This is a genomic window from Haloarchaeobius baliensis (assembly GCF_052060055.1).
GTDB lineage: Archaea > Halobacteriota > Halobacteria > Halobacteriales > Natrialbaceae > Haloarchaeobius > Haloarchaeobius baliensis.
The window spans coordinates 1,353,747-1,376,280 of sequence record NZ_JBPPFR010000001.1; the positions used below are offsets into that span (position 1 = coordinate 1,353,747).

Here is a 22,534-nt window from a genome sequence, read left to right on the forward strand (position 1 = left end):
ATTACGTATTCAGAAGTTTGGAGGCACTAGGGTTGGGCAAACCTTAATACTGGTCCCGTAAGATTGTAGGCGACGTGCCACCGTCTCTCGATATGAACGAGCGCCTCGACGAGATAGACCGGCGCATCATCTACCACCTGATGTCGGACGCTCGGAACGTCTCCGCACCGGCCATCGCCGAGGAGGTCCACGTCTCCGCCGGCACCATCCGGAACCGAATCGCCCAGCTCGAGGAGGCTGGCGTCATCACTGGCTACCACGCCGCCGTGGACTTCGAGCGGGCCGGCAACCACCTGACGAACCTCTTCATCTGTCGGGCCCCGGTGCCGGAACGGGAGCGGGTCGCGGCTGCCGCCCTCCAGATTCCGGGCGTCGTCAACGTCCGCGAGCTGATGACCGGTGGGGCGAACGTCCACGTCGTCGCCGTCGGGCGGGACATGGACGACATGAACCGCATCGCACGCGCCATCGCGGAACTCGATCTCGAGATCGAGGACGAGGAACTCGTCCAGGCCGAGTACAGTCGTTCGTACCAGCCGTTCGGCCCCGAGGACGACACGCATGCCTCGACGTTCACCGACGTCGTCAGCCTCGCGGGCGACGCGGACGTGGTCGAGGTGACCGTCGACGAGGACGCGCCCGTCGTCGGCCTCACGCTGACCGAAGCCGGCGAACAGGAGACGCTCCCGGAAGACGTGCTCGTCATCGCCATCGAGCGCGACGGCGAGGTGCTCACACCCCGTGGGGACACGACCGTCGAGGCGGGCGACCTCGTGACGGTGCTCTCGCGGAACGGGACGGCCGCGGACGCCCTCGGCGTGTTCCGCGGACACGATGCGGAGTGACCGCGGCCGACACGCGACTACACCGTCTCCTTCGTCTTCTCGACCACCCGCACGTCCTCGATTCTCGTCTCCGGATACTCTCCGGCCTCGTCCTTCTCGGCGGCCTTCACCATGTCCCAGACGACGTTCAGCCCCGTCGTCACGCCCTCCAGGGCCTCCATCTCGCAGCCGGTCTTGCCGGTCGTCTCGACGGCGACGGTCAGCGTGAGGCTCCCGTCGCCCAGCTCGAACTCGGTGTCGACGTTGGTGATGGGGATCTGGTGGCACATCGGGATGGCCTCCCAGGTGTGCTTGACGGCCTGGATGGCACCGATGCGGGCCGTCGCGAGCACGTCGCCCTTCTCGACCTCGCTGGCGCGGATGGCGTCGACGGTCGACTCGCGGAGGTGGATCGTCCCCTCGGCGACGGCCCGACGCCGGGAGTCCGGCTTCGCGCCGACGTCGACCATCTGCGCGTCGCCGTCGTCGTCGACGTGGGTGAGGTCGCGGGCGTCCCCGGTCGGTTTGCCGTCGTCGCCCGTCGCCTCGTCCTCAGACATCGCGACCACCCCACATCGCGTGCGGAATCTCGGGGAGCAGGTCGCTGGCGAGCATCCCGTAGCCCTGCTCTGCGACGACGGAATCGCCGGCGCGGCCGTTCACGTACGCCGCGACCGAGCCCGCGGTCACGGGGTCGTGCGTGCTCGCGAGCGCGGCGCAGATGCCCGCGAGCACGTCGCCGGTGCCGCCGACGGTCATGCCGGGGTTGCCGGTGCGGTTCACGCGGGTCGTCTCGCCGTCGGTCACCACGTCGTAGGCGCCCTTGACGAGCAGCGTCTGGTCCAGCTCCGCGGCGAACTCGGCGACGAGGTCCGCCCGCGCCTCCCAGTCCTCGTCGGTCTCGCTGCCCATCGCCACCAGTTCGCCCTGGTGGGGCGTACAGAGCAGGTCGGCGTCGGTGTCGACGTCGGGGACCGCCCGGAGTGCGTCCGCGTCCACGACCGCCCGCCCGTCGTACTCGGCGAGGAACTCGCGGACGGCGGTGAGCGTGCCCGCGGCGCGGCCGAGCCCCGGTCCGACGAGCACGCAGTCGGCGTCGACGGCGGCGTCGAGCAGCTCGTCGACGTGACTCGGCCGCAGGAGCTCCCCCGCGAACCCACGCACGATGAGGCCCTCCTCGTAGCCCTGCACGGTGTCCGCGACGCTGGTCGGGCAGGCGACGCGCACGAGGTCCGCCCCGGCCCGCATCGCGGCCTGCGCCGAGAGCGCGGGCGCGCCGGTGTACGGGCCGCCGCCGACGACGAGCACCTCGCCGAAGTCGCCCTTGTGGGCCATCGGGTCCCGCGAGAGCACGCGGAGGTCGCCGGGCCCGACGAACGTCTCGGCTGCATCGGGGATGCCGATGTCGGCGACGGTCACCTCGGCATCGACCGCGGCGAGGCCCGGCTTCTCGTCGTGGAACGTGACGACGTGGTCCGCATCGACCGCCACGCCGGCGGCCTCGCCGGTGTCCGCGTCGACGCCGGAGGGCACGTCGACGGCGACGACCGTCGCGTCGGCGTCGTTGATGGCCCCCGCTGCGGTCGCCTCGGGCTCGCGGAGCGCACCCGTCACGCCGGTGCCGAGCATCGCGTCGACGACCACGTCGGCGTCGGGGAGCGAGACCGCGGTCGAGTCCCGCAGCTCGCGGGTGTCGTACTCGGCCTGCTGGAGCGCGTCCCAGTTCTCGCGGGCGATGTCCGTCGAGATGGCGTCGGCCCGGCCGAGCAGCAGCGTCGTGACGTCGAACTCGTCGAGGAAGCGCACGGTGACGAACGCGTCGCCGCCGTTGTTCCCGCGGCCGGCGACGACCACGACGCTGTCGCCGGACTCGGCCACATCGCGGACGACGCGTGCGACGGCGTGCCCGCTCGACTCCATCAGCTGTTTCCGGGGGACGCCGAGGCCCTCGGCGTTCTCGTCGACCTGGGCCATCCGGTCGCTCGTGATCATGTCCGGGGCTTCGGACGGGGACGTGGTAAATCCGCGCCCTCCGCAAGGGCTTCGGTTCCGGGCGTGGACGGTTCGTCATGGAACTCCCCCCGGTCGGACTCGGAACGATGGGCATCGACGACCCGGCCGCCATCGAGAGCGCACTCGCGGCGGGCTACAGACACCTCGACACCGCACAGATCTACGACAACGAAGGCGTCGTCGGCGCGGGGCTCGCCCGGAGCGACGTCGACCGGGACGACGTGTTCCTCGCGACGAAGGTGTGGGCCACGAACCTCGCGCCGGACGACGTGCTCGCGTCGACCCGCGCCAGCCTCGACCGGCTGGGCGTCGAGTCGGTCGACCTGCTGTACGTCCACCGCCCCATCGAGGCGTACGACCCGGCGACGACGCTGCCGGCGTTCGACGAACTCGTCGAGCGTGGCCTGACGGAACGCGTCGGCGTCTCGAACTTCACCGCGGACGAACTGGCGGTCGCCCGCGAGCACCTCGACGCCCCCATCTTCGCCCATCAGGTCGAGTACCACCCGTACTTCCAGACGCCCGACCTGCTCGCCGAGAACCGCGCACACGACGAGCTGGTCGTCGCCTACTCGCCGCTCGCCGGCGGACGGCTGTTCGATGACCCGGTGCTGGCCGACATCGCCGAGGCTCACGACGCCACACCGGCGCAGGTCGCGCTCGCGTGGCTCTGCCGGATGGAGGGCGTCGTGACGATTCCGAAGGCCAGCGGTCGCGGACACCAGGCGAGCAACCTCGCCGCCGCGGACCGCTCGCTCACCGACGACGACCGCGAGCGGATCGAGGGACTGGACCGCGGGCTGGAGCTGTACCCCGAGTAGCGCGCTGACCGACGAGCCCGCACGCCACCCGCATCAGCGCCGGATCCGGAAGCCCTCCTCGCCCGCGGGCTCCTCGTACTCGACGTCGACCGACTCGACGTTCGCCGCGGGCGAGCCCTCGTGACACCACTCCACCATCGTCGCGACGGCGTCCTCGTCCCCCTCGAAGACGGCCTCGACGCGGCCGTCGTCGAGGTTCCGGACCCAGCCGTCGACGCCGTGCTCGTCGGCGGTGTCGCGGGTGTTCGCACGGTAGTAGACGCCCTGGACGCGACCGGAGACGAACACGTGTGCGCGGGTTCGCTGCTCGCTCATGGGCGGTCGTGGGGTCGCCAGGCTGAAAACGATGGCTCCGACCCGGCCCCTGGGTCACCGTCGCTCGTCGAGGCTGTACAGGCGGTCGGTCGTGATCCAGGCGTCGGTGGCGTACTTGGTCTCCAGTCGCGTCCCCTGGACGTCGTTCACCGGGACGATGGTCGTCGTCCCGTCGGGGGCGGACACGGTCTCGAGTTCCTCCCCCGGCCGTGGGTCGGGGTCGAACCGGTCGACGAGGCGGTCGAGGTAGCCGGTGACCCGCATCACTCGGCCTCCCGGTCGTCCGGGTCGCTCGCGCCGGCGCTGTCGACGAGCGCGACGAGGTGGTCGACCTCCTCGAAGAGCGTCTCCGCGCCACGGTCGGTGAGCGAGTAGAGGTTCGTCCGGCCGTCGAGGACGCTCTTGGCCACCAGCCCCTCGTCGACCAGTCGATTCAGGTTCTGGTAGAGTCGACCGTGGTTGATCTCGTGACCGTAGTAGGCCTCCACGGCTCGCTTGACGCCGAGGCCGTACTCACGCTCGCGGTCGTGGAGGACCGAGAGGATGCGGAGCTGGAACGCCGACAGCTCGAGGTCGGCGGCGCGGGTCGCGGGTGTGTTCGGCTCCGGTTCGCCCGCTCCGCCGCCGTCGGGTGCGGCGCGGCTCATGCCGGACCAACTCCGGGCTGTCGACGGTCGTACTCGTGAACGGTGCTGTCGCTCGTGGCCCATGTCACGGGGGCGATCTGTGTCGTCTGCATGGTGTGAGGGGGGTGCCGCCGCGGTCGGGCGGCCGGTCGCTGTGACGGTCGTTTAGGGGTTCCGCTCGCCGGCGAACGCGTGGTTCGGGTCGGCTGTCTGCCTCGCCATCACGTTCGGTCGGAAGGACCCCGGGCCTAAAGGCGACACAGGGGGGTGTCCGGGTCTGTCCGGGTATCGTCGATTCTGCCGCAGAACGCGTCCAGCGGGCCCATGGCACCGGAATCGCCGTGTCCGGGTTCGTGTCCGGGTTCGCCTACGAGGTCGCGACCTCGTACTCACGGCTCGGCCCCTCGCCCCGGGTGACCAGCAGGTCGTAGTACACCATCTTCTTCGCAGACCGGCGGGTCGTCCGCTGGGATTTCGCCTCCGCGCCCAGCCGGTCCTCGTACAGCTCCTGGAGCCTCCCGGGGCTGACGGGGCCGTACTCGGTGACGATGTCGAACAGCACCTGCTGATGCGGGTCGAGCTTCGCGAGGTTCTCCTGTCGGAGCCGCTCCCGGGCCTCGGGGATGGCCTCGTCGATGAGCGTGTTCGTGATGGTCTGGCTCCGGCCCTGTGCGGCCTCGGCGGCCTCGCGGAGCGTGCTGATGGCCTTCCGGGCGTCACCGTCGGCGTGCCTGGCGATGCGTTCGAGCTGTCGCAGGCTGACGACGTCGTGTTCGAGCCCGTACTCGACGCGCTTCTCGAGGATGCGGACGAGCTCGTCCGTCGTGTATCGCCCGAGTCGCACCTCCTGGCCGACGCTCAGCCGCGACTCGATGCGCGGGTCGAGGCTCCCGAGGAACGAGCGCGCCTCGTTCGAGACGAGCAGCAGGCTCGTCGACGGCAGGTCCGCGAGGTCGTACAGGACGTCGGTGTCCACCACGTCGACCTCGTCGAGGACGACGATGCGCTGGGTGGTCGGGTCGTGCCGGTCGATGGTGGACTGGAGCCGGTCGAGGAGGTCGAGCCGTGGCGTCGAGTCGTGGTGGAGGCGGGAGCCGCCGACCAGCTGGCGCGCGACCGCGAACGTGACCTCGTACCGCGACCGGGTCGTCCAGCAGTTGACGGTCGCGACGTCGACGCTGAGGTCGTCGCTGGTCCCGCGGACGAGCCGGTCCGTGACCGCCTCCGCGAGGAGGCTCTTCCCGACCCCGCTGGGGCCCGAGAGGAACACCGGGTTGACCGCGCGTCCGTTCTCGAGCCCGTGGAACGCCCGTGCGAGCTGCTGGAGCTCGTCCCGCCGATGGACGATCATGCTCGCGTCGGGAGTCGTGGTGTGGTCGAGCACCTCCGGCCGACGTATCATCGTTGGTGAGTACCGGAGCCGATGGTATAAAGCTCACTCGCGCGTCCGGAGCAGGTGGAAGACGTACGTCTGGACGTAGCCCGCGTACCGTCCGCCGAATCGCTCGCGGAGCGCCCGCGAGGTCTCGGCGTAGTTGCCGCGGTCGCAGTCCGGGTAGTAGTCCGACACCACGGTGCGCATCCAGGTGTCGAGCGGGATGGCCTCGTCGTAGCCCAGCGAGAACAGCAGGATGCAGTCGGCGACCTTCTCGCCCACACCGACGAACCGGGTGAGGTACTCGCGGGCGTCCTCGTACGCTCGCCCCGCGGCCTCCGCGGGGTGTGCCTCCCCGTCGGCGACCATCTCGGCGGTTCGCTGGACGTACGGCGCGCGGTAGCCGAGGCCGAGGTCGCGCAGTTCCGCCTCCGTCGTGGCCGCGAGCCGGTCCGGTGTCGGGAAGGCGTGGTAGGTGCGGCCGTCGAGAGCGACCGGTTCGCCGTACTCGCGAGCGAGCGTGGACACCATCTCGTGGATGCGCTCGACGCGCATCTGGGCCGAACAGATGAACGAGATGGTACAGCCGAACGGCGGGTCCTGCACCAGCCGGAGGCCGCGGTACGCGTCGTAAGCTTCCCCTATCAGCGTCTCGTCGGGCGCATCGGCGACGATGGCGTCGAGGTCGTCGTCGAGTCGGAGGAGGTGGACGAGCGCGTCGTGGGCGTCGCAGGTCGCCATCCATTCGATGTGTTCCCCGTCGACGCGGAACCGGATCGCGTGTGGTCCGTCGTCGGGTACCGGGACGGCTGCTCCGTCCTGCTCGTCGAGGTCCAGTGCGGTGTAGTACCACGGCGACCCGTCGTCGTCGCCCTCGTACATCCGTCCGTCCTCGCGCCGCCAGAGGTACGACTGGCCGCTCTCGAGCGTCGCGTGGGCGTCGAAGCCCCCGGGGAGCGACGAGAGCGGGAGAGACCCTGTCTCCATCGACCGACCGTCCGGGCCGCGCCGATTTGGGGGTTACGAACCCGGTACGCGGTGCCGACCGGTCCCGTCGCCGTCCGGCGGCGGGGTGAACGAACGCCAACCTTGATACTGTTCGGCGGGTTAACACACTACTGCATGAACTGCAGAGTTGTCGTCGAAGCTGCAGTGCCGGTTTACGACGTAGCGACACCGGACGAGGCCGTTCGTATCGCCATCTCGAAAACTGGCGAGATGCTGAACCCGGACCTCAACTACGTCGAGATAAACATGGGCAGTCGGACCTCGCCGTCGGGGGAGGAGCTTCCGCCTGCGTTCATCGCGGCCGACGAGGCCCTGGTCGCTCTCGAGCTGGAGATGACGGTGTTCAACGTCGAACGCGAGGAGCACGCCTCACGCATCGCCCGCAAGGAGATCGGGATGCGACTGGAGAACATCCCGCTCGAGGTCCTCGAGGTCGAGGTCATCGAGGAGGCGGACGAGGACACCGAGGCGGACGAGGACACCGAGACGGACGAGACGAGCGACGAGGTGGAGGCGACCGACGATGCTGAGACCACCGACGAGGTGGCGGAGACAGGCGTGGACGACGACGGCGACGACGTGCCGGACGAGGACGCTGACGACGAGGTCCTGCCGGAGTTCGAGGACCTCATCGAGTAGAGCGGGTGCGGTGGACGGGACTCCGAGCAGGACGAAGCCACCGCTGGGCGGTTCTGGGCCGATGTAGGACGAGAACTCCCGTTTAGTCTGCGGAGACGGCGACCGTCTCTTCGGACTCCTCGGAATGCATGTCGGAGGTGATACCGTTCGCGAGTGCAAAAACAGCCGCCTTGTGGTCGGTCTTCGATTTGTGGATGCTCGTTGGTCGAATACCAAGGGACTCGTACTCGTCTAGATTGAGGTCGCCGTCGGCCGTTGTCTCGTAGTGTGTGGATACTTCGGCAAGCAGTCCGTGAAGGTGGATGAGCTCCTGCTTCTTCATAGCAAACCGTTCTACCGGCTGGAGGGTTATATTATTATCCTGAGTCGCGTTAACACACGATGGCTCCAGTCACCCCGTAGACACCCGCTCGCGGCCGCCTCCGAGGCTGTCGCGAACTGTCGGTCGAACCGGATTACTGCTTGCGATTCCCTCCGTTCACCCCACCGTCAGCCGGCGAGAACGTTTAATGCCGTCGGCTAACTTCCGTTCGTATGGGTCTCAGGCAGTTCATCGACCGCGTCGAGGGGGAGTCACGGACCCTCACGGTCGTCGACAGGCAGGCGCCCGACATCGTCCAGGGGATGCTGGACGACCTGTTCGAGGAGCAGCCGGTCGACGTCGTGGAGGACGGCGGTGCAGGGAGCGTCCCGAGCGACACCGTGGTCATCTCCCGACGTGACGGCTCGGCGTTGCGCTCCTCGCTGGAGTCGATCCAGAACGCCATCCTGTTCGTCAACTCGGACACCTACATCTCGGGCGCGCGGGACCTGGACGCGGTCGACACGCCGGCGGCCATCCTCGGTCTCGCCGACACCGTGTTCACCGTCGAGGGGTACCCGGACACCCGCAAGCAGAAGTTCCTCCTCATCGAGCTCTCCCGCTACATCGAGGCACGGGCGTGGGAGCACGGCGTGGGAGAGCTCCACGCCAGCTTCCAGTACCTCTCCCGGCTGCGGGACGAGCGCGGGACACAGGACGTGTACCGCTCGCTCGGCGGCACCGACGTCGACGTGAACATCTACGGCATCGATGACGCACCAGTGCCCGGTGATATCGAGGCGGCGACCTACACGGACGACTCCGGTGAGGACCTCCGTCGGTCCTGGTTCGTGGTCTACACCCACCCGTCCGACCGGACCGAGTCGGCGGCGCTCGTCTGCTACCGACTCCCCGCAGCCGACGGGCGTACGGGGCCGTGGAAGGGGTTCTGGACGTTCGACCCGGATCGCGTCGAGGACGTCCGCCGGTACATCACCACGACCTTCCAGTGACCGACAGCTCACCGGACGGGACCGACGAGCACCCGCTGTTCGCGGCCATCTACGACCCCGTCGTCGCGCCGTTCGAGCGGCGCATCGCCCCGCAGCGCCGCTGGCTGGCGGCCGACCTCGCGGGCACGGTGCTCGACATCGGCGTCGGAACCGGTGCGATGTTCCCGTACCTCGCAGCGAGCGGTGCCGACGAAGTGGTCGGGGTCGAGCCCGACCCCCACATGCGCAAGCGGGCGGTCGAACGCGCGGCGGAGTGTGGACTCTCGGTCACGATCCACCCGACCGGCGCCGAATCGCTCCCGCTCGCTGCCGACAGCGTCGACGTCGTCGTCGCCGCGCTCGTGTTCTGTACGATTCCCGACGTCGACGCGGCACTGGACGAGGTGGCCCGCGTCCTGAAACCCGGCGGCGAGTTCCGGTTCCTCGAACACGTCCGCGCCGACGGCTGGGCCGGGCGTCTGCAGACGACGGTCCAGCCGGTCTGGGGGCGTCTCGCGGCGGGCTGCCAGCTCGACCGTGCGACCGACGAGCGGTTCCTCGCGGACGACCGCTTCGAGACGGTCGCGTTCGAGCGTCTCGACGCCGGCATCCCGCCGGTCGCCCCAATCGTTCGTGGCCGACTCGTCCGCCGGGACGACCCCGATACCGAGGAGGCGAGACGACCGGCTCCGTGATCGACTCCGCCGGCTGCCCTGACCGACGGCACCGTCGCTGTCGGTGGTCGCCTCGAAAGAATGGTGGGGTGCTATGAATCCGTGGTCCCTGTTCCCTCGTGTGCTGCCCGTCGGTGGCGGGACCTGTCGGTCGGTCGGTTACGAAGACGCTTCCGCGGTCTCCATCTGGTCGACGTACTGCGCTTCCCACTCCTGCCTGGCGTCGATCTCGCGGCGACCGCGCCGGGTCAGGGTGTAGAAGTTCGTCCGCCGGTCCAGCTCGCCCTTCTCGACGAGGCCCTTGTCGACGAGCGTGTCGAGGTTCGGGTAGAGTCGACCGTGGTGAATCTCGGATTCGTAGTAGTCTTCGAGCTCTTCCTTGATCGCGAGTCCGTGGGGGTCATCGAGCCCCGCAATGACGTACAACAGGTCCCGCTGGAACCCTGTGAGGTCGTACATAGTGGTACAGAAGTATCCCGAGAAAATGAGTGTTTTGTTTCCTGAATCAATCTGGCCGATTCGGTTTCGGTGTGTTCAGGGTCGATAGGATTCGACCGAATCCCGCGTATCGCCGGTGGGATATTTGACCATACCAGTAAGGAAGATGGAAGAATATTGAAGACACTCGTCAGCTCGAACGAGGAACAGATACGGTCGATTTCGCCGCGGGTTTCAAAAGGACACCGGTTCGTCGTCGCCGGAGTGGGCCGACCCAACGTACTAATCCCGGCCATTTTTGAAGCGCTGGACGGAAGCCGACCACGAGATGAACTCGCTCGCAATCGCCATCCGGCTACTCGCGGGTCTCGCTCTCATCCTGGCGAACGGCTTCTTCGTTGCCATCGAGTTCGCGCTCACTCGCGTCAGGCAGTACCCCGAATCGGAGTTCGAGACGCCTGCACTCAGGCGCGCCTGGGAGATGACCGACGACCTCGAGATCTACCTGACCAGCTGTCAGGTCGGCATCACGGCGTCGAGCATCGCGGTCGGTATCGTCGCCGAACCGGCACTCGCTGCCATCGTCGAGCCGTACTTCCACAACACGGCGCTGGCTTCCCTCGGGGCGGGGGGACTCTTCGCGTTCCTCATCATCAACCTCGTCCACCTCACCCACGGCGAGCAGACGCCGACGTACCTCGGCGTCGAGCGCACGAAGTTCGTCTGCAAGTGGGGTGCACGGCCGCTGTACTGGTTCGCGTGGCTCATCTCGCCCATCATCAGCGTCGGCGACACCGTGGCGAAGGCGACGCTGAAGCTGTTCGGGGTCGAGATGACCGGGGCGTGGCTCGAGGCCGAGGAGGACGTCATCGAGAACCGCGCTCAGCTGCGGACCCGACTGAACTCCCTGCTCGAACAGGGTGACCTCTCCCAGGAGCGCCACGAGGAGGTCATCAACGCGCTGACCGTCGACGAGATCATGGTCGACGACGTGATGGTCGACATCGACGATGCGGTCGTCCTCTCCACCGAGGACACCATCGACGAGAACCTCGGGAAGGTGTACGACTCGCCGCACACCCGCTACCCGCTCGTGGGCAGCGACTTCGACGACTACCGCGGCGTCGTCTACGTGCCGTCGCTGCTCGAGCACGTCGACGAGATCCGCGCCGAGGAGCGGGACTTCGAGGACGTCGCCGCACCGCCGATGACCGTCACCGTCGACACCAGCGTCAGCGACGTCATCGACCAGTTCCAGGCGGAGGGCCAGGAGCTCGCGCTGGCGATGTCGGATGGCGAGGTCCAGGGGCTCCTCACCGCGACCGACGCACTGGAGACCGTCATGGGCGACATCGAGGACCCGCTCGACCGGGACGCGATGAAGTGAGGTCCTCCGCACGGTCCAGAACGTGTAGAGTATTTATTCTACACATACTCCTTCGAAGAAAAGGTTAATATTCTCCGCATCGCTGTACGAATCAATGGCAGATCAGTCCGATGGGCTCGAACGCCGAGACGTCCTCCAGTCGATGGCGGTCGGGGCGAGCGCGCTCGCGGGTGCGTCCTCGCTCCCGATCGCCGGCGCGTCGCACCCTGAGTACCTGGAGAACGCGACCGTCTCCTTCCTCGACCAGGACGACCTGCTGACGCAGTCGTTCCCGACCCTCCACAGGGCATCGGACGTGAACGCCGCCGGTCAGGTGGACGTCGAGCAGGGCGTCTTCGAGAACCTCGCCATCGCCCACGTCAACACCACGTTGCCCGACGAGGACGACGTCATCCGACCGAGCTGTGGCGAGAACAACGACCAGGTCGGGGTCCGGCACCGGTTCGTCGCCGTCGGCTTCTCGTACGGGCTCGCGCGGATCCAGTGCTTCGACCCCGACCAGGCGGAGGCCGGAGGGGCCGCCATCGCGAGCCAGCTCTCGATGACCATCGACGCCGAAACGAACAGCTGCGGTCGCATCGCGTTCACCCCGAACTACGCCTGGGACACCAGCGTCCCACTCTCGCAGGTGTCCGACCCCGACGCCGAACTTCCCGAAACGTTCGAGGAGCTACAGTCCCAGGTCGCGGCCGAACTGCAGGACCAGGTCGACCCGGAGAAGCCGACCCCGCCGAGCGGGTTCGGCCCGGCTATCGGGCTCTTGACCACCGCACTCGGCTTCACGAGTACGCCCATGCTCGTCCTGGTCGGGGGGATCCTGACACTGTACGGCGTCGCGAAGAACCTCACCGGACTCGTCGAGGCGTTCACCGCAGAGGGTTGCTACGAGTCCTACAGCGCCTACGGCGACGACGTGCTCGAACTCCACCGTTGCAGCGGCGACCTCGACGAGTTCAACGCTCACTTCGCGGACTTCACCGTCACCGTCCCCGAGGGCGAATCCGGCTCCTTCACACTCACCCAGGACACCGAATGGGGGTACCTGACAGTCCCCGAGACCGAGGGCGGAGACCCCAACCAGTACGTCCCGTCGAGGAAGGAGCTGACGGTGACCATCCCGGCGAACCAGTCCGAGACCGACCCCGCCGATATCGACCTCCCGTCGTTGCCGGCCGACCAGCGCTACAATCCGCCGACGGCCAGCTCGAACGTGTCCTACGATGGGGGCAACGAGGCGCTCACGCTCGACGCGAGCGCCTCCTACTGCGGCGACTGCGGCAACGACATCGACCACTATCGGTGGCGGGTGGTCAACATGTCGAACGACACCGTCCAGCCGCTGTACTACTTCGGCGAGACGGTCGAGACGACGATTCCGAACGAGGTCCCGGACTCCATCGAACACGAGTCCGCCTACGGGGAGGGATACTACCGGGTCTACCTCAGCGTCGTCGACGGACAGGGCCAGGCCGACGTGGTCACGGACAGCTTCGAGGTCGGCGACCCCGCCGACGGCCCGTCGGCGGAGATCGCCTTCGACTCGGTCAACGTCGGCGAGGAGGCGTTCTTCTCCGCCAGGAACTCCTCGGACCCGCTCGGCGAGGGGCTGAGCTACCACTGGGACCTCGACCGCGAGATCCCCCGACAGGACAACACCGACGTGAAGGAGACCGACGGGGACACGATGACCCACACGTTCGAGTTCGACGAGACGTACGTGCTCTACCTGACCGTCGAGGACGACTGGGGTCGAACGGACACCGAGGTCGCCACGCTCGACCTCACCGGTCCGAACGCGCTGCTCTCGGTCCCTGACAACGGTGCGGTCGGTATCCCACAGGAGTTCAGCGCCGAGCGTTCCAGCGACCCGAACGGTCAGGACCTCACCTACACCTGGGAGCTGGTCCGACGCACACCGCAGGAGCCCGACATCCTATGGGAGGAGACCGAGGCGCCGACCATCGAGTACACCTTCGACGTGGAGGGCGCGTACCGCATGTATCTCACCGTCGAGAACGAGGACGGGGACACCGCGGAGACGAGCCGGGACCTGAGCGTCGAGGAGCGGACGGAGGCACTGCTGTCGGTCCCGAACGCACGGTACACCGGACAGCCGCTCGAGTTCGACGGCAGCGGCTCCGTGGACGCCGTCGGCGACGGGCTGAGCTACCACTGGGACCTCGACCGCGAGATTCCACGTGCCGACAACACGGACATCCTCGAGGAGACGACCAGCGACCCGACGCTCTCGCACACCTTCGACATCGAGGCCACGTACCGGCTCTACCTGACCGTCGAGGACGGTGATGGCACCACCGCGACGGACGTCGCGGAGTTCCAGGTCGAACCGGAACCCGACAGCGCGACCGAGTACGACGAGCTGACCGACACCGTGCAGGCCGAACTCGCGGTCTCGGAGTCGACGCCGTCGGTCGGCGAGCGTGTCACACTCGACGCGACCGGCTCGTACGCCACCGGGCCCGACCGCTACATCCTCGGCTACGACTGGCAGGTCCCCGGGACGACCGAGTTCGTCGACATCGGGCCGGCGGGAGTCACCTCGCTCCGGGGGGCCCTCTCGGAGGGCGTGGTCGAGCTTCCGGTCGGGACCACTGGCTTCGAGACCCCCGGCGAGCGCACGGTCGGGGTCATCGCCTACGCGTGGAACGACGAGGAGGAGATCGTCGAGGCGAACACGTCCGAGATGACGTTCGAAGTCACCGCGGACTGAGGGTTCCGACGGGGTTTTTGCGGTTCCGGCCGTACGGAGTGGTATGACGACAGCACGAGCGACACTCGGCGGTGGCTGCTTCTGGTGCATCGAGGCGGCGTTCGAGGAGCTCGACGGCGTGGAGTCCGTCACCTCCGGGTACGCCGGTGGGCACGTCGAGGCTCCGACGTACGAGCAGGTCTGCTCGGGTGACACCGGCCACGCGGAGGTCGTACAGATCGAGTACGACACCGACGTGCTGGGGTTCGAGGACGTGCTCAAGGTGTTCTTCACGGTCCACGACCCGACCCAGCTCAACCGGCAGGGGCCGGACGTCGGCAGCCAGTACCGCTCCATCATCCTCGCACACGACGACGACCAGCGCGAGTTCGCCGCGGCGTTCGTCGACGAACTCGACGCCGAGTACGACGACGACGTGGTGACGGAGGTCGTCGACCTGGAGACGTTCTACGAGGCCGAGGAGTACCACCAGGACTACTACGACAAGAACCCGAACGACCGCTACTGTACGTTCCACGCGGACCCGAAGATAGAGAAGGTCCGCGAGAAGTTCGCGACGAAGGCGCGGTAGTCGCTCCCGACGGTCACTTCGACCCCGGGGCGACCGGGAGCGACACGACGGCCCGGGACCCGTTCTCGGACTGTTCAAGCCTGAGTTCGCCGTCCGACTTCGAGACCAGCCAGCGGACGATCCACAGCCCGAGTCCGTCGGAGTGGTCGAGCGCGGTCTCGAGCCGGGATTCCCGGAGTTCGATCTCGGATTCGGGGATCCCCGGACCGTCGTCGCTGACGACGAGTCGGACGGTGGTCTCGTCGTGGCGCGAGACCGACACGTCGACGGACGGGTCGGGCCCGTCGTGGTGCACCACGGCGTTCTCGAGCAGGTTGTCGAGGACGAGTCTGAGGTGCTCGTGTGCGAGCACCGGCGGGGCGTTCGTCTCGGTAACCGTCACCTCGGCGTCGGGATGGTCCTCGGCCAGGTCGTCCGCGGCGCGTTCGGCCAGCGCGGCGAGGTCGAACGTCGTCTGAGTCTCCGACTCGAACGCGGCCTCGATGCGTCGAGCACGGTGGCTCAACGCCTCCAGCTCGTCCAGCGAGCGCCGGATCGACTCGACCTCGGAGGCGGGAACGTCGGACTGTTCGGCGATGCGGTCGAGGAGGCCACCGACGACGGTCAGATGCGACCGGAGGTCGTGCCGGAGCACGCGGTTCAGGACGCTCACCCGTTCCGCCTGGTTCTGGAAGGCCTGCTCGTGTCGCTTCTGTTCGGTGATGTCCGAGAACGAGACGATGACCTCCCCCTTCTCACCACCGACGGGTGCGGCGTTGACCAGCAGCCAGAGTCGTTCGCCGTCGGGCCGGTCGACGACGTACACCGCGTTCCGGATCGGCGTCCCGCTCTCGGATACCTCCTGGAACCAGCCGTTGTCCAGCTGTCGCCCGCCGTCTGCCGTGGGTGTCACACGCCAGGGTTCTCGCTCGTAGGCGTCCGCGAACGTCTCCGCGTCATCGACGCCGAAGATGTCGCGAGCTCGCTGGTTCTCCTGTTCGAGCACGCCGTCCCTCCCGACGACCAGGATCCCGACCGGGCTGGTCTCGAGGAGCCGTTGCTGGCGCTCCTGCTCTGCGGCCAGCTCGTCCTCCACGATCTTCCGCTGGAGGATGGCCCCGAGGTGTGCCGTGATGGTGTCGAGCAGCTCGAGGAACCGTTCGTCGCGGCCCTGGCTCGTGTCGGTCAGGAAGACGAGCACGGTCAGGACGCTCCCGTCGGTCCCGAGCACGGGGATGCCGACGGCGCTCTCGAGCCCGGATCGGACGATCTCATCGAGCCGGGGCAGCGAGTCCTCGGTGCCGTTGGCCAGTTCGAGCACCCACTCGTGGCGTGCCGACTCCCAGACGCGGCCCGGCAGCCCCTCCCCCCTGCTGAACCGGAACCCCTCGCTCCGCTGGCCGAACGACTCGAGATGGGTCTCCTCGGTCCACCACGCGTTCTGGAGCTGCAGCTCGTCGCCATCGGGGAGCCACGCCTCCCCGTAGACGACGTTCGTGTTGGCCACGACCGTCCGCAGCGTCTCGGTCAGCGCGGCCTCGAGGTCCGGTGCGCGGGCGGCGGACTGGATGGCGTCGAGGAGCAGTTCTCGCTCACGGTTGACCCGCACCTCCTCGCTGATGTCGATCCCCTCGGCGATGATCGAGGCAACCGTGCCGTCGTCACGCACGACCGGACGGAGCGAGGTGTCGAGGTGTGCGACCCCGCCGTCGACACCGATGTTCGTGGTCTTGAAACGGACGAACTCGCCGTCGGCCGCGCGTTCGATGGCCGAACGGATGCGACGCTGCTCCGCGTCGGAGTGCTTCCACCAGGGCAGTGACCAGAACAGACGGCCTGTGGCCTCGTCCTCGGTGACGCCCGCGAACTCGCAGGCCCGCTCGTTCACGTCGAGCAGCCGACCGTCGGTGTCGAGGATGCCGAGGAACGACATGGGGTCGTCGAAGACGGCCTGGAACCGCCGCTCGGTACGTCGGAGCTGTTCGGCGCGTGCCTCGCGTTCGGTCACGTCGCGGCCGATGCCACAGATGCCGGCGATCTCCCCCTCGACCACGAAGGGGCTCGCCTTGAACTCGAACGGGCGCACGGTGCCGCTGGCCGTCCGGACGTCGAGCTGGATGGTCCGCGTCTCGCCCCCGGTGACCGCCGCGAGGTGCTCGTCGAGCCGGGCCCGGTCGACGTCGGCGAACACCGTACGCACGTCCAGTCCCGCTATCTCGCCTGCGGGCATGTCGAGCACCCGCTCGACCGTGGAGTTCCAGCGCTGGAGGTGGCCGTCCCGGTCGAGGACGAAGTACGCGTCCTCGAGGGACTCGAGCACGTTCTCGGTCGTCTCGCGCTCGCGCTGGAGTCGGTCCTCCCGCTCGACCCGCTCGGTCACGTCCCGCGAGGAGACGACGTAGCCATCGACCGGTGCGGTGAGGTCCTCGCTCTGGCTGACGGATTCGAGCCAGCGCCAGGAGCCGTCGGCGTGCCGTGCGCGGTAGACGTTCGTGGTGACGAGCGTCTCCGACCCGTCGAGGACGGCCTCCGTCTCGGTGGCCACCTCCTGTCTGTCCTCGGGGTGGACGTACTCGAAGACGGGCGTCCCGACGAACTCGTCGGGGTCGTACCCGAGGATCTCCTCGACCGCCGGGTTGGCGTACCTGATGGTCCCGTCGTCGGCGACGACCGTGATGAGGTCCTGTGCGTGTTCGACGAGTGGTTCGAAGTCGGAGACCGTCGGATGCGTGCTGTCCGCCCACGCCTCGACGCTGTTTCGCACCCGAAACGCGAACCGGTCCGGGTCCGTCAGCGCGTCCTGCCAGACGACCTCGTCGACGGGCCCTGCGGTCGCGGCCCGGGCCAGGCCCGCGTCCTCGACGACGAGCAGCGACGGTGGCGGGCAGTCCACCACGTCGGCACATCGCCTGAACCAGAAGAGACCGGGGACGCCGGCGGCGACGAAGCACGTCCCGGACGGGTCCTCGAGCGCAGCCGCGTGGTCCGTCGCCTCTCCGGGAGTGAGGACGGCGTCGGCACTGTCGAGGGTGGACCGACCGAGGGGCCCGGGCCCGTCCTCGACGGTGACCACGACGATCCTGACCGGGGACGCTTCGCCCATCAGCGGTTTCTACTGCTACCGAGCAGGAAGCGAGATAAAGTCTTGGCGGCTCTCCCCGCAGCGGCCGCGGGGGACATTCTACCGGACCGACGTCAGAGGTTCGCGAGCGGCTGGTCCTTCGCGTCGGCGAGCCGTTCGAACTGGTCCTGGCTCAGGTCGACGGCGGCGGCGCCGAGGTTCTCCTCGAGCTGGTCGACGGTGCGTGCACCCAGCAGCGGGACGCTGACGCGGTCGTGGTGCTGCAGCCACGCGATGGCCGTCTGCGCGGGCGACGCGCCCACCTCGTCGGCCACGGCGTGCAGCTCGTCGAGCAGGTCGAAGTTCTCGTCCGTGAGGTAGTTCTCGCGGAAGCGGTCCTCGGCGGCGACCTTCGAGTCCTCGGGCTGCTGGTCCTCACGCGTGTACTTCCCGGTCAGGAAGCCCTGGGCGAGCGGGCTCCACGGGCAGAGACCGAGGTCGTAGTCGGCGCACATGTCGAGGTAGTTCGCCTCGACCTCGCGGTCGGCGAGGTTGTACCGGGGCTGGGTGACGGTGAACGGTTCGTAGCCCTTGCGTTCCGCCAGCTCGTTCGCCTTCGCGACCTTCCAGGCGTTCGGGTAGAGCGTCGACGCGCCGAGGTAGTTCACCTTGCCGTCCTCGACGAACCGGTTCAGCGTGCGCATGAACTCCTCGGCGGGGGTGTCGTCGTCCCAGCGGTGGATGTACAGCAGGTCGACGTAGTCGGTGCCGAGGCGGTCGAGCAGCAGGTCGATCTGTCGGCGGAGGTGCTTGCGCGAGAGCCCGCGCCCGTTCGGGTCGCCCTCACGTGTCGGCCAGTAGATCTTCGAGGCGATGACGTAGTCCTCGCGGTCGCGGTCGGCCAGCCAGTTGCCGATCCACGTCTCGCTGTCGCCGCCGCCGTAGACGTCCGCGGTGTCGATGAAGCGTCCGCCGTGGGACTCGTAGGCGTCGAGCAGTTCGTAGGCCCGGCTCTCGCCGATCTCGACGCCGGCCTCGGTCTCGCGACCGAATCGCCAGGTGCCCATGGCGAGTTCGCTGACCATCGTACCCGTGCGTCCCAGCGGAACGTAGTCCAGTTCCATGGCTTCGGGTTGCGCGGCCGGACGTATAAATTCGGAACCCCCGGTAAACCGTTCGCGGCGCGCGCCGTCGTCCAGCACCGGTCGAACGACCCGTTCGGACCCGGCAGGCAGCCGCCGAAGCTGGTGTCGGAATCCGAATGTGATCGGTGTCCTAAACAGGCCTGAACGGTAGAGAGGCGATTGTAAAACTTCTAAACGTCTCTCGAAAGGTTTCAAATCCCGCCGAAACGAATTAACAGGTGGTAAAAAACGCCGAAATTAACCGAACGCTCGGCCCGTTATATGGGGGTGTCCGTCCAAGGAGTTGTTGCCGACGAGGTGCCCCTGATGTCCACCGCGCTCCCAGACACCCACGATGCACGCATCGACACGCAATCACTGCTCGCACCCGTTCGAAAGGGCAGCTTCTGGCTCGCAGTCGTCCTCCCGTTCGTCCACCTGCCGCTGCTCGCATCGGGACTCGGGAGCACGGACGGCGCAGGGGCGTTCCTCGGCCTGCTGGCCCTGAACGCGCTCGCGCTCGTCGTCGGCCACGGTCACGGCCCCGGTGACGACGCCGCGCACGCGTGAGGTCCACACGGCACCTCCACCGCCATCCACCACCCACCCACCACCACCACCCACCACGCAACACCCGCCATCCACCACCCACCACCCGACTCCCACACCTCGCGCCGCGTCGTCCCCACGACGCGGCCTCCCCGCCTTCCTTTCCCACCACTCCACTGTTCCGAACCGTCCGCGACGAACCCGGAAGCGACACCGTTCCGCACGCTGACGCTCGGATGACATATGCATCAGTATATAGGTCTACGAGCGGCCGTACGGCGCATCTATGCGGGTTATCGGTGTCTTCGAACGAGAGGGGCACGAAACAGCTAGCGGCACCTGTTTAGCAGCTGTCGTGTCTCGGCGGTGCCATGCGAACCGTTGTACGAAGCAGTCCGGCGAGACGAGCCGTCGATGGAAGTTCCGACCACCGCCTGCCTTCCCGCAGGGGAACTCGACAGTCGCCGCGGACGGAGGCCCGACGATGACGACGGACGGGAGTTCGGTCGGGGGCCGACGCGAGTTCGTCTGCGCGCTCGCGGGCACCGGCCTGACGTCCGCGGTCGCCGGCTGCCTCGGCGGTGACGACGACGGGGGCGACACGTCTGCTCCCACCGAGGAGACCGTGGCTGCCACGACCACGCGGGAGGGGGGCGGGGGAGCCACCACGACAACGAGCGGGGCCACCGGGACGTCGAGTGCTGGCGGCAGCGTGACCGCGGACGTCTCACTGACAGTCCGGTCGAGCCGGTCCAACATCGACCAGTTCCAGACCTTCCAGACGACGTTCGAAGCACTCGAACTGGTGCAGTCGGACGGGACGGTGATCCGGCGGGACGCAACCACGATGGCCGTCGACCTGAAGTCTCTCGGCCCTGGCGGGAGCGTCGACCTGTTCCAGGCCTCGCTGCCGGCGGGCGAGTACACCGAGGCAAGGCTCTACCTCCCCATCCAGGACGCGACGCTCGCGAACGGCGACGACCCCGAGTTCGAGCGCACGGTCCCGGCGTCGCGGCAGATCCGCAGCGGGGACCCGATCGAGCTCCAGTCCGGCAGCAGCGTCGATTTCGGACTCACCATCGCCCTGTTACGAATCGCCGGGGACGGCCCCTGGACGTACACGCTCGGGTGGGGCGTCCAGTAGCCCCCGCTGGAACACGACACTTTTTCGCGGGCCGTCCAAACACCCGGCCGATGGACAAGGAGACGATCCGCCAGCGGGTCTGGGACGACCTCGAGGAGAGCGGGACGGCGCGGTTCCCGTACCCGCCCCACGACCGCATCCCGAACCACGTCGGCGCGGACGCGGCGGCCGACCGACTGGTCGAGACGGCCGAGTGGCAGGCTGCGGAGACGGTGAAGGCGAACCCCGACGCGCCACAGCTACCGGTCCGGCGGGCCGCGCTCCGGGCCGGCAAGACGCTGTACGTCGCGGTCCCACGGCTCCGTGACGAACGGTGCTTCGTCGAGCTCGCACCCGAGGCGGTCGAGGACGTCGACGCCGCGACGACCGTCGGGGGCCTGGCGGACGCGGGTGTCGCCGTCGGGCCGGACGACGTTCCACACGTCGACCTCGTCGTGAGCGGGAGCGTCGCGGTCTCCGAGGACGGCGCTCGGATCGGCAAGGGCGAGGGCTACAGCGACCTGGAGTTCGCGGTGCTGGCCGAGTTCGGCCGCGTCACCGACGAGACGACCGTCGCGACGACGGTGCACGAGCGACAGGTCTGGCCGGAGCCCCTTCCGCACGACGACCACGACGTGCCGATGGACCTCGTCGTGACCCCGGAGCGAACGGTCCGCCCGGACCGGGATGGACGACGGCCGACCGGACTCGACTGGTCGGCACTCTCACGTGAGCGTCTCGACGAGATACCCGTCCTCCAGCGGCTCCGCGACGAACGGGCGTAGGTGGGGTCTGTGGACCGTACGGAAGGGTCGCTCAGAACTGGACCGGGTACGCCGAGGGGTCGGCAACGACGTCGACGAGGAGCGCTCGTGCGGCCTCGACGACTGGCTCGGGCTCGCCCGTCGCGTCCTCGGCGGCCGACTCGATCCGCATCTGCGTGACCGTCGGTGTCCCGAAGTCGAGCGTCGTCGGCGCCAGCGAGAGGACGGTCGTCGCCGCGTCGAACCGCCGGTCGAACGGTGCGTGTGCGTCCAGCACGGGGTTCACGCCGGTGGTCCCTTCGCGCCCGGGTTCCGGTCGACTGCCGGTGTCGGTCGTGTCGACGGGGAACACGCTGTCGTGCCGGGTCGGCTCGACGGGCTCGGTCGTGAAGATGGACTGCTGCCGCATCTGGTGTACGGTCCGTCGGAGCGACCATGAATCGTACGGCCGGGTTCAAGCCCGGACTGAGCGGTCGCAAGCAGCGGCTGTGAGCGGGTCCGACGTCCCCGTGAGGTCATCACTACGAGACCGGCTGAGGAACTCTGGTAAAAGCTCTCGACGCCTCTCCTCCCGTCGTGAAGCGTCGGAGCAAGCCGATGAAAGGTGGGTTCTCACACCGTGAGGGTGAAACGAACCGAACTCACCCCAACCGTCTGCCCCTTATATGGAAACGCCGCCACGAGTACGAGTCGTCCGACCCATGGCCCCCGCCACCCGCACACGCGACGTGGACGACCCGGCGACGCTCTCACCGTCGCTCGAACCGCGACCGCTCACCGGCGAGACCGTCACCGTCGACGTCGACCACCGGCTCCTCCGTGCCGGCCGCTCTGCGCTCGGCTACCTCGACGACTCCGACCAGACGACCGAGACGGGCGCCTGCGTCGTCGACGCCGTCCGGATGCGCGTCGAATCGTTGACCACCCGGCTCGAGGCACACCCCCACGACCGGTTTGCGGCCCGGTTCGACGCCTCCGACGTGGTGTTGCTCGTCAGCGGTCTGTTCGGCGTGGCCCGCCACTACGCGGACGCCGACGAGCCACTCGCCGCCGACTTCCACCGTGAGACGGCCGGCCGACTGCTGGACGTGCTGGTCGAGCAGCGACCGGACCTCGTGAAGAACCTGCGCACGGTCGCCGCGAACTGACGACGACGGGCATCGCCCGTCGCCATACTCCAACGCCGCCGTCCCCCGACGTCACCTTCCGCCACCGTCGA

Annotated in this window: 24 protein-coding genes; 12 read left to right on the plus strand and 12 right to left on the minus strand. The window is 68.2% G+C overall.

The window, feature by feature from the left end; genetic code table 11:
* Positions 1-92 precede the first annotated feature (92 nt).
* Positions 93-845 (plus strand): Lrp/AsnC family transcriptional regulator, encoded by a 753-nt coding sequence (locus tag ACSG06_RS06960; RefSeq protein WP_440989537.1) that lies wholly within the window; start codon positions 93-95, stop codon positions 843-845.
* A 17-nt stretch (positions 846-862) separates the two neighbouring features.
* On the opposite strand, the gene moaC is transcribed toward ACSG06_RS06960, so the two are convergent.
* Both moaC and ACSG06_RS06970 read right to left on the minus strand, forming a co-directional pair.
* On the minus strand, positions 863-1,384 hold the full coding sequence (moaC, locus tag ACSG06_RS06965) for a cyclic pyranopterin monophosphate synthase MoaC (RefSeq protein WP_440989538.1): 522 nt from the start codon (positions 1,382-1,384) through the stop codon (positions 863-865).
* Positions 1,377-2,816 carry an NAD(P)H-hydrate dehydratase gene (locus ACSG06_RS06970; protein ID WP_440989539.1) on the minus strand — a complete coding sequence of 480 codons (1,440 nt, stop codon included), beginning with the start codon at positions 2,814-2,816 and terminating at the stop codon, positions 1,377-1,379. The genes moaC and ACSG06_RS06970 overlap by 8 nt, the downstream gene beginning before the upstream one ends.
* Before the next feature lie 77 nt (positions 2,817-2,893).
* Here ACSG06_RS06970 and ACSG06_RS06975 point away from each other — a divergent pair, with 77 nt between their 5' ends.
* Positions 2,894-3,658 carry an aldo/keto reductase gene (locus tag ACSG06_RS06975; protein WP_440989540.1) on the plus strand — a complete coding sequence of 255 codons (765 nt, stop codon included), beginning with the start codon at positions 2,894-2,896 and terminating at the stop codon, positions 3,656-3,658.
* A 33-nt stretch (positions 3,659-3,691) separates the two neighbouring features.
* On the opposite strand, the gene ACSG06_RS06980 is transcribed toward ACSG06_RS06975, so the two are convergent.
* The 5 genes from ACSG06_RS06980 to ACSG06_RS07000 form a co-directional block, all read right to left on the minus strand.
* Complete coding sequence (locus ACSG06_RS06980; protein ID WP_440989541.1) at positions 3,692-3,973, minus strand: acylphosphatase; 282 nt, start codon at positions 3,971-3,973, stop codon at positions 3,692-3,694.
* A gap of 54 nt (positions 3,974-4,027) precedes the next feature.
* Entirely contained in the window at positions 4,028-4,237 is a 210-nt protein-coding gene (locus ACSG06_RS06985) for a hypothetical protein (protein WP_440989542.1), read from the minus strand.
* The gene (locus ACSG06_RS06990) at positions 4,237-4,620 is read right to left on the minus strand and encodes a PadR family transcriptional regulator (protein ID WP_440989543.1); all 384 of its coding nucleotides are present in this window, start codon (positions 4,618-4,620) and stop codon (positions 4,237-4,239) included. Before ACSG06_RS06990 ends, ACSG06_RS06985 begins: the two co-directional genes overlap by 1 nt.
* A gap of 346 nt (positions 4,621-4,966) precedes the next feature.
* Positions 4,967-6,001 (minus strand): Cdc6/Cdc18 family protein, encoded by a 1,035-nt coding sequence (locus ACSG06_RS06995; protein ID WP_440989544.1) that lies wholly within the window; start codon positions 5,999-6,001, stop codon positions 4,967-4,969.
* A 33-nt stretch (positions 6,002-6,034) separates the two neighbouring features.
* The gene (locus ACSG06_RS07000; RefSeq protein ID WP_440989545.1) at positions 6,035-6,961 is read right to left on the minus strand and encodes a DNA-3-methyladenine glycosylase family protein; all 927 of its coding nucleotides are present in this window, start codon (positions 6,959-6,961) and stop codon (positions 6,035-6,037) included.
* 135 nt (positions 6,962-7,096) lie between these two features.
* Here ACSG06_RS07000 and ACSG06_RS07005 point away from each other — a divergent pair, with 135 nt between their 5' ends.
* Positions 7,097-7,621 (plus strand): DUF555 domain-containing protein, encoded by a 525-nt coding sequence (locus ACSG06_RS07005; RefSeq protein WP_440989546.1) that lies wholly within the window; start codon positions 7,097-7,099, stop codon positions 7,619-7,621.
* 82 nt (positions 7,622-7,703) lie between these two features.
* Here ACSG06_RS07005 and ACSG06_RS07010 read toward each other — a convergent pair whose 3' ends face one another.
* On the minus strand, positions 7,704-7,943 hold the full coding sequence (locus ACSG06_RS07010; RefSeq protein ID WP_256398537.1) for a UPF0058 family protein: 240 nt from the start codon (positions 7,941-7,943) through the stop codon (positions 7,704-7,706).
* Positions 7,944-8,155: 212 nt separating this feature from the next.
* Here ACSG06_RS07010 and ACSG06_RS07015 point away from each other — a divergent pair, with 212 nt between their 5' ends.
* Positions 8,156-8,935 (plus strand): DICT sensory domain-containing protein, encoded by a 780-nt coding sequence (locus tag ACSG06_RS07015; protein WP_440989547.1) that lies wholly within the window; start codon positions 8,156-8,158, stop codon positions 8,933-8,935.
* The gene (locus ACSG06_RS07020; protein ID WP_440989548.1) at positions 8,932-9,609 is read left to right on the plus strand and encodes a class I SAM-dependent methyltransferase; all 678 of its coding nucleotides are present in this window, start codon (positions 8,932-8,934) and stop codon (positions 9,607-9,609) included. The genes ACSG06_RS07015 and ACSG06_RS07020 overlap by 4 nt, the downstream gene beginning before the upstream one ends.
* Positions 9,610-9,747: 138 nt before the next feature.
* Here the strand turns inward: ACSG06_RS07020 and ACSG06_RS07025 are convergent, their stop codons facing one another.
* Positions 9,748-10,047, minus strand: a complete 300-nt coding sequence (locus tag ACSG06_RS07025; protein WP_440989549.1) for a PadR family transcriptional regulator — start codon at positions 10,045-10,047, stop codon at positions 9,748-9,750.
* Positions 10,048-10,354: 307 nt separating this feature from the next.
* On the opposite strand from ACSG06_RS07025, the gene ACSG06_RS07030 reads away from it, so the two are divergent.
* The 3 genes from ACSG06_RS07030 (at position 10,355) to msrA (ending at position 14,715) form a co-directional block, all read left to right on the plus strand.
* Positions 10,355-11,413, plus strand: a complete 1,059-nt coding sequence (locus ACSG06_RS07030; protein ID WP_440989550.1) for a CNNM domain-containing protein — start codon at positions 10,355-10,357, stop codon at positions 11,411-11,413.
* A 94-nt stretch (positions 11,414-11,507) separates the two neighbouring features.
* Complete coding sequence (locus tag ACSG06_RS07035) at positions 11,508-14,144, plus strand: PKD domain-containing protein (RefSeq protein ID WP_440989551.1); 2,637 nt, start codon at positions 11,508-11,510, stop codon at positions 14,142-14,144.
* Between the two features lie 43 nt (positions 14,145-14,187).
* Positions 14,188-14,715, plus strand: a complete 528-nt coding sequence (gene msrA / locus ACSG06_RS07040; protein ID WP_440989552.1) for a peptide-methionine (S)-S-oxide reductase MsrA — start codon at positions 14,188-14,190, stop codon at positions 14,713-14,715.
* A gap of 13 nt (positions 14,716-14,728) precedes the next feature.
* Here msrA and ACSG06_RS07045 read toward each other — a convergent pair whose 3' ends face one another.
* Together ACSG06_RS07045 and ACSG06_RS07050 are read right to left on the minus strand one after the other, a co-directional pair.
* Positions 14,729-17,797, minus strand: a complete 3,069-nt coding sequence (locus ACSG06_RS07045) for a PAS domain S-box protein (RefSeq protein ID WP_440989553.1) — start codon at positions 17,795-17,797, stop codon at positions 14,729-14,731.
* A gap of 92 nt (positions 17,798-17,889) precedes the next feature.
* On the minus strand, positions 17,890-18,879 hold the full coding sequence (locus tag ACSG06_RS07050; protein ID WP_440989554.1) for an aldo/keto reductase: 990 nt from the start codon (positions 18,877-18,879) through the stop codon (positions 17,890-17,892).
* Between the two features lie 327 nt (positions 18,880-19,206).
* Here ACSG06_RS07050 and ACSG06_RS07055 point away from each other — a divergent pair, with 327 nt between their 5' ends.
* The 3 genes from ACSG06_RS07055 to ACSG06_RS07065 all read left to right on the plus strand — a co-directional run bounded on the left by ACSG06_RS07055 (position 19,207) and on the right by ACSG06_RS07065 (position 21,336).
* Positions 19,207-19,449, plus strand: coding sequence for a DUF8028 family protein (locus tag ACSG06_RS07055; RefSeq protein WP_440989555.1), 243 nt, complete (start codon positions 19,207-19,209; stop codon positions 19,447-19,449).
* A 463-nt stretch (positions 19,450-19,912) separates the two neighbouring features.
* Positions 19,913-20,572, plus strand: coding sequence for a hypothetical protein (locus ACSG06_RS07060; protein WP_440989556.1), 660 nt, complete (start codon positions 19,913-19,915; stop codon positions 20,570-20,572).
* Positions 20,573-20,622: 50 nt separating this feature from the next.
* Positions 20,623-21,336 (plus strand): 5-formyltetrahydrofolate cyclo-ligase, encoded by a 714-nt coding sequence (locus ACSG06_RS07065; protein ID WP_440989557.1) that lies wholly within the window; start codon positions 20,623-20,625, stop codon positions 21,334-21,336.
* Between the two features lie 31 nt (positions 21,337-21,367).
* On the opposite strand, the gene ACSG06_RS07070 is transcribed toward ACSG06_RS07065, so the two are convergent.
* On the minus strand, positions 21,368-21,724 hold the full coding sequence (locus ACSG06_RS07070; RefSeq protein ID WP_440989558.1) for a hypothetical protein: 357 nt from the start codon (positions 21,722-21,724) through the stop codon (positions 21,368-21,370).
* 292 nt (positions 21,725-22,016) lie between these two features.
* On the opposite strand from ACSG06_RS07070, the gene ACSG06_RS07075 reads away from it, so the two are divergent.
* The gene (locus ACSG06_RS07075; protein WP_440989559.1) at positions 22,017-22,463 is read left to right on the plus strand and encodes a hypothetical protein; all 447 of its coding nucleotides are present in this window, start codon (positions 22,017-22,019) and stop codon (positions 22,461-22,463) included.
* Positions 22,464-22,534 lie beyond the last annotated feature (71 nt).

What these genes read in the sequence shown, in the direction of transcription:
- ACSG06_RS06990 (WP_440989543.1), bottom strand. Translation starts at nt 4,620, where the DNA reads ATGAGCCGCGCCGCACCCGACGGCGGCGGAGCGGGCGAACCGGAGCCG.
- ACSG06_RS07010 (WP_256398537.1), bottom strand. Translation starts at nt 7,943, where the DNA reads ATGAAGAAGCAGGAGCTCATCCACCTTCACGGACTGCTTGCCGAAGTA.
- ACSG06_RS07005 (WP_440989546.1), top strand. Translation starts at nt 7,097, where the DNA reads ATGAACTGCAGAGTTGTCGTCGAAGCTGCAGTGCCGGTTTACGACGTA.
- ACSG06_RS07030 (WP_440989550.1), top strand. Translation starts at nt 10,355, where the DNA reads ATGAACTCGCTCGCAATCGCCATCCGGCTACTCGCGGGTCTCGCTCTC.
- ACSG06_RS07025 (WP_440989549.1), bottom strand. Translation starts at nt 10,047, where the DNA reads ATGTACGACCTCACAGGGTTCCAGCGGGACCTGTTGTACGTCATTGCG.
- ACSG06_RS07000 (WP_440989545.1), bottom strand. Translation starts at nt 6,961, where the DNA reads ATGGAGACAGGGTCTCTCCCGCTCTCGTCGCTCCCCGGGGGCTTCGAC.
- ACSG06_RS06960 (WP_440989537.1), top strand. Translation starts at nt 93, where the DNA reads ATGAACGAGCGCCTCGACGAGATAGACCGGCGCATCATCTACCACCTG.
- ACSG06_RS07070 (WP_440989558.1), bottom strand. Translation starts at nt 21,724, where the DNA reads ATGCGGCAGCAGTCCATCTTCACGACCGAGCCCGTCGAGCCGACCCGG.
- ACSG06_RS06970 (WP_440989539.1), bottom strand. Translation starts at nt 2,816, where the DNA reads ATGATCACGAGCGACCGGATGGCCCAGGTCGACGAGAACGCCGAGGGC.
- ACSG06_RS07050 (WP_440989554.1), bottom strand. Translation starts at nt 18,879, where the DNA reads ATGGAACTGGACTACGTTCCGCTGGGACGCACGGGTACGATGGTCAGC.
- ACSG06_RS06975 (WP_440989540.1), top strand. Translation starts at nt 2,894, where the DNA reads ATGGAACTCCCCCCGGTCGGACTCGGAACGATGGGCATCGACGACCCG.
- msrA (WP_440989552.1), top strand. Translation starts at nt 14,188, where the DNA reads ATGACGACAGCACGAGCGACACTCGGCGGTGGCTGCTTCTGGTGCATC.
- ACSG06_RS07075 (WP_440989559.1), top strand. Translation starts at nt 22,017, where the DNA reads ATGGCCCCCGCCACCCGCACACGCGACGTGGACGACCCGGCGACGCTC.
- ACSG06_RS07045 (WP_440989553.1), bottom strand. Translation starts at nt 17,797, where the DNA reads ATGGGCGAAGCGTCCCCGGTCAGGATCGTCGTGGTCACCGTCGAGGAC.
- moaC (WP_440989538.1), bottom strand. Translation starts at nt 1,384, where the DNA reads ATGTCTGAGGACGAGGCGACGGGCGACGACGGCAAACCGACCGGGGAC.
- ACSG06_RS07060 (WP_440989556.1), top strand. Translation starts at nt 19,913, where the DNA reads ATGACGACGGACGGGAGTTCGGTCGGGGGCCGACGCGAGTTCGTCTGC.
- ACSG06_RS07035 (WP_440989551.1), top strand. Translation starts at nt 11,508, where the DNA reads ATGGCAGATCAGTCCGATGGGCTCGAACGCCGAGACGTCCTCCAGTCG.
- ACSG06_RS07015 (WP_440989547.1), top strand. Translation starts at nt 8,156, where the DNA reads ATGGGTCTCAGGCAGTTCATCGACCGCGTCGAGGGGGAGTCACGGACC.
- ACSG06_RS06995 (WP_440989544.1), bottom strand. Translation starts at nt 6,001, where the DNA reads ATGATACGTCGGCCGGAGGTGCTCGACCACACCACGACTCCCGACGCG.
- ACSG06_RS06985 (WP_440989542.1), bottom strand. Translation starts at nt 4,237, where the DNA reads ATGCGGGTCACCGGCTACCTCGACCGCCTCGTCGACCGGTTCGACCCC.
- ACSG06_RS07065 (WP_440989557.1), top strand. Translation starts at nt 20,623, where the DNA reads ATGGACAAGGAGACGATCCGCCAGCGGGTCTGGGACGACCTCGAGGAG.
- ACSG06_RS07055 (WP_440989555.1), top strand. Translation starts at nt 19,207, where the DNA reads ATGTCCACCGCGCTCCCAGACACCCACGATGCACGCATCGACACGCAA.
- ACSG06_RS06980 (WP_440989541.1), bottom strand. Translation starts at nt 3,973, where the DNA reads ATGAGCGAGCAGCGAACCCGCGCACACGTGTTCGTCTCCGGTCGCGTC.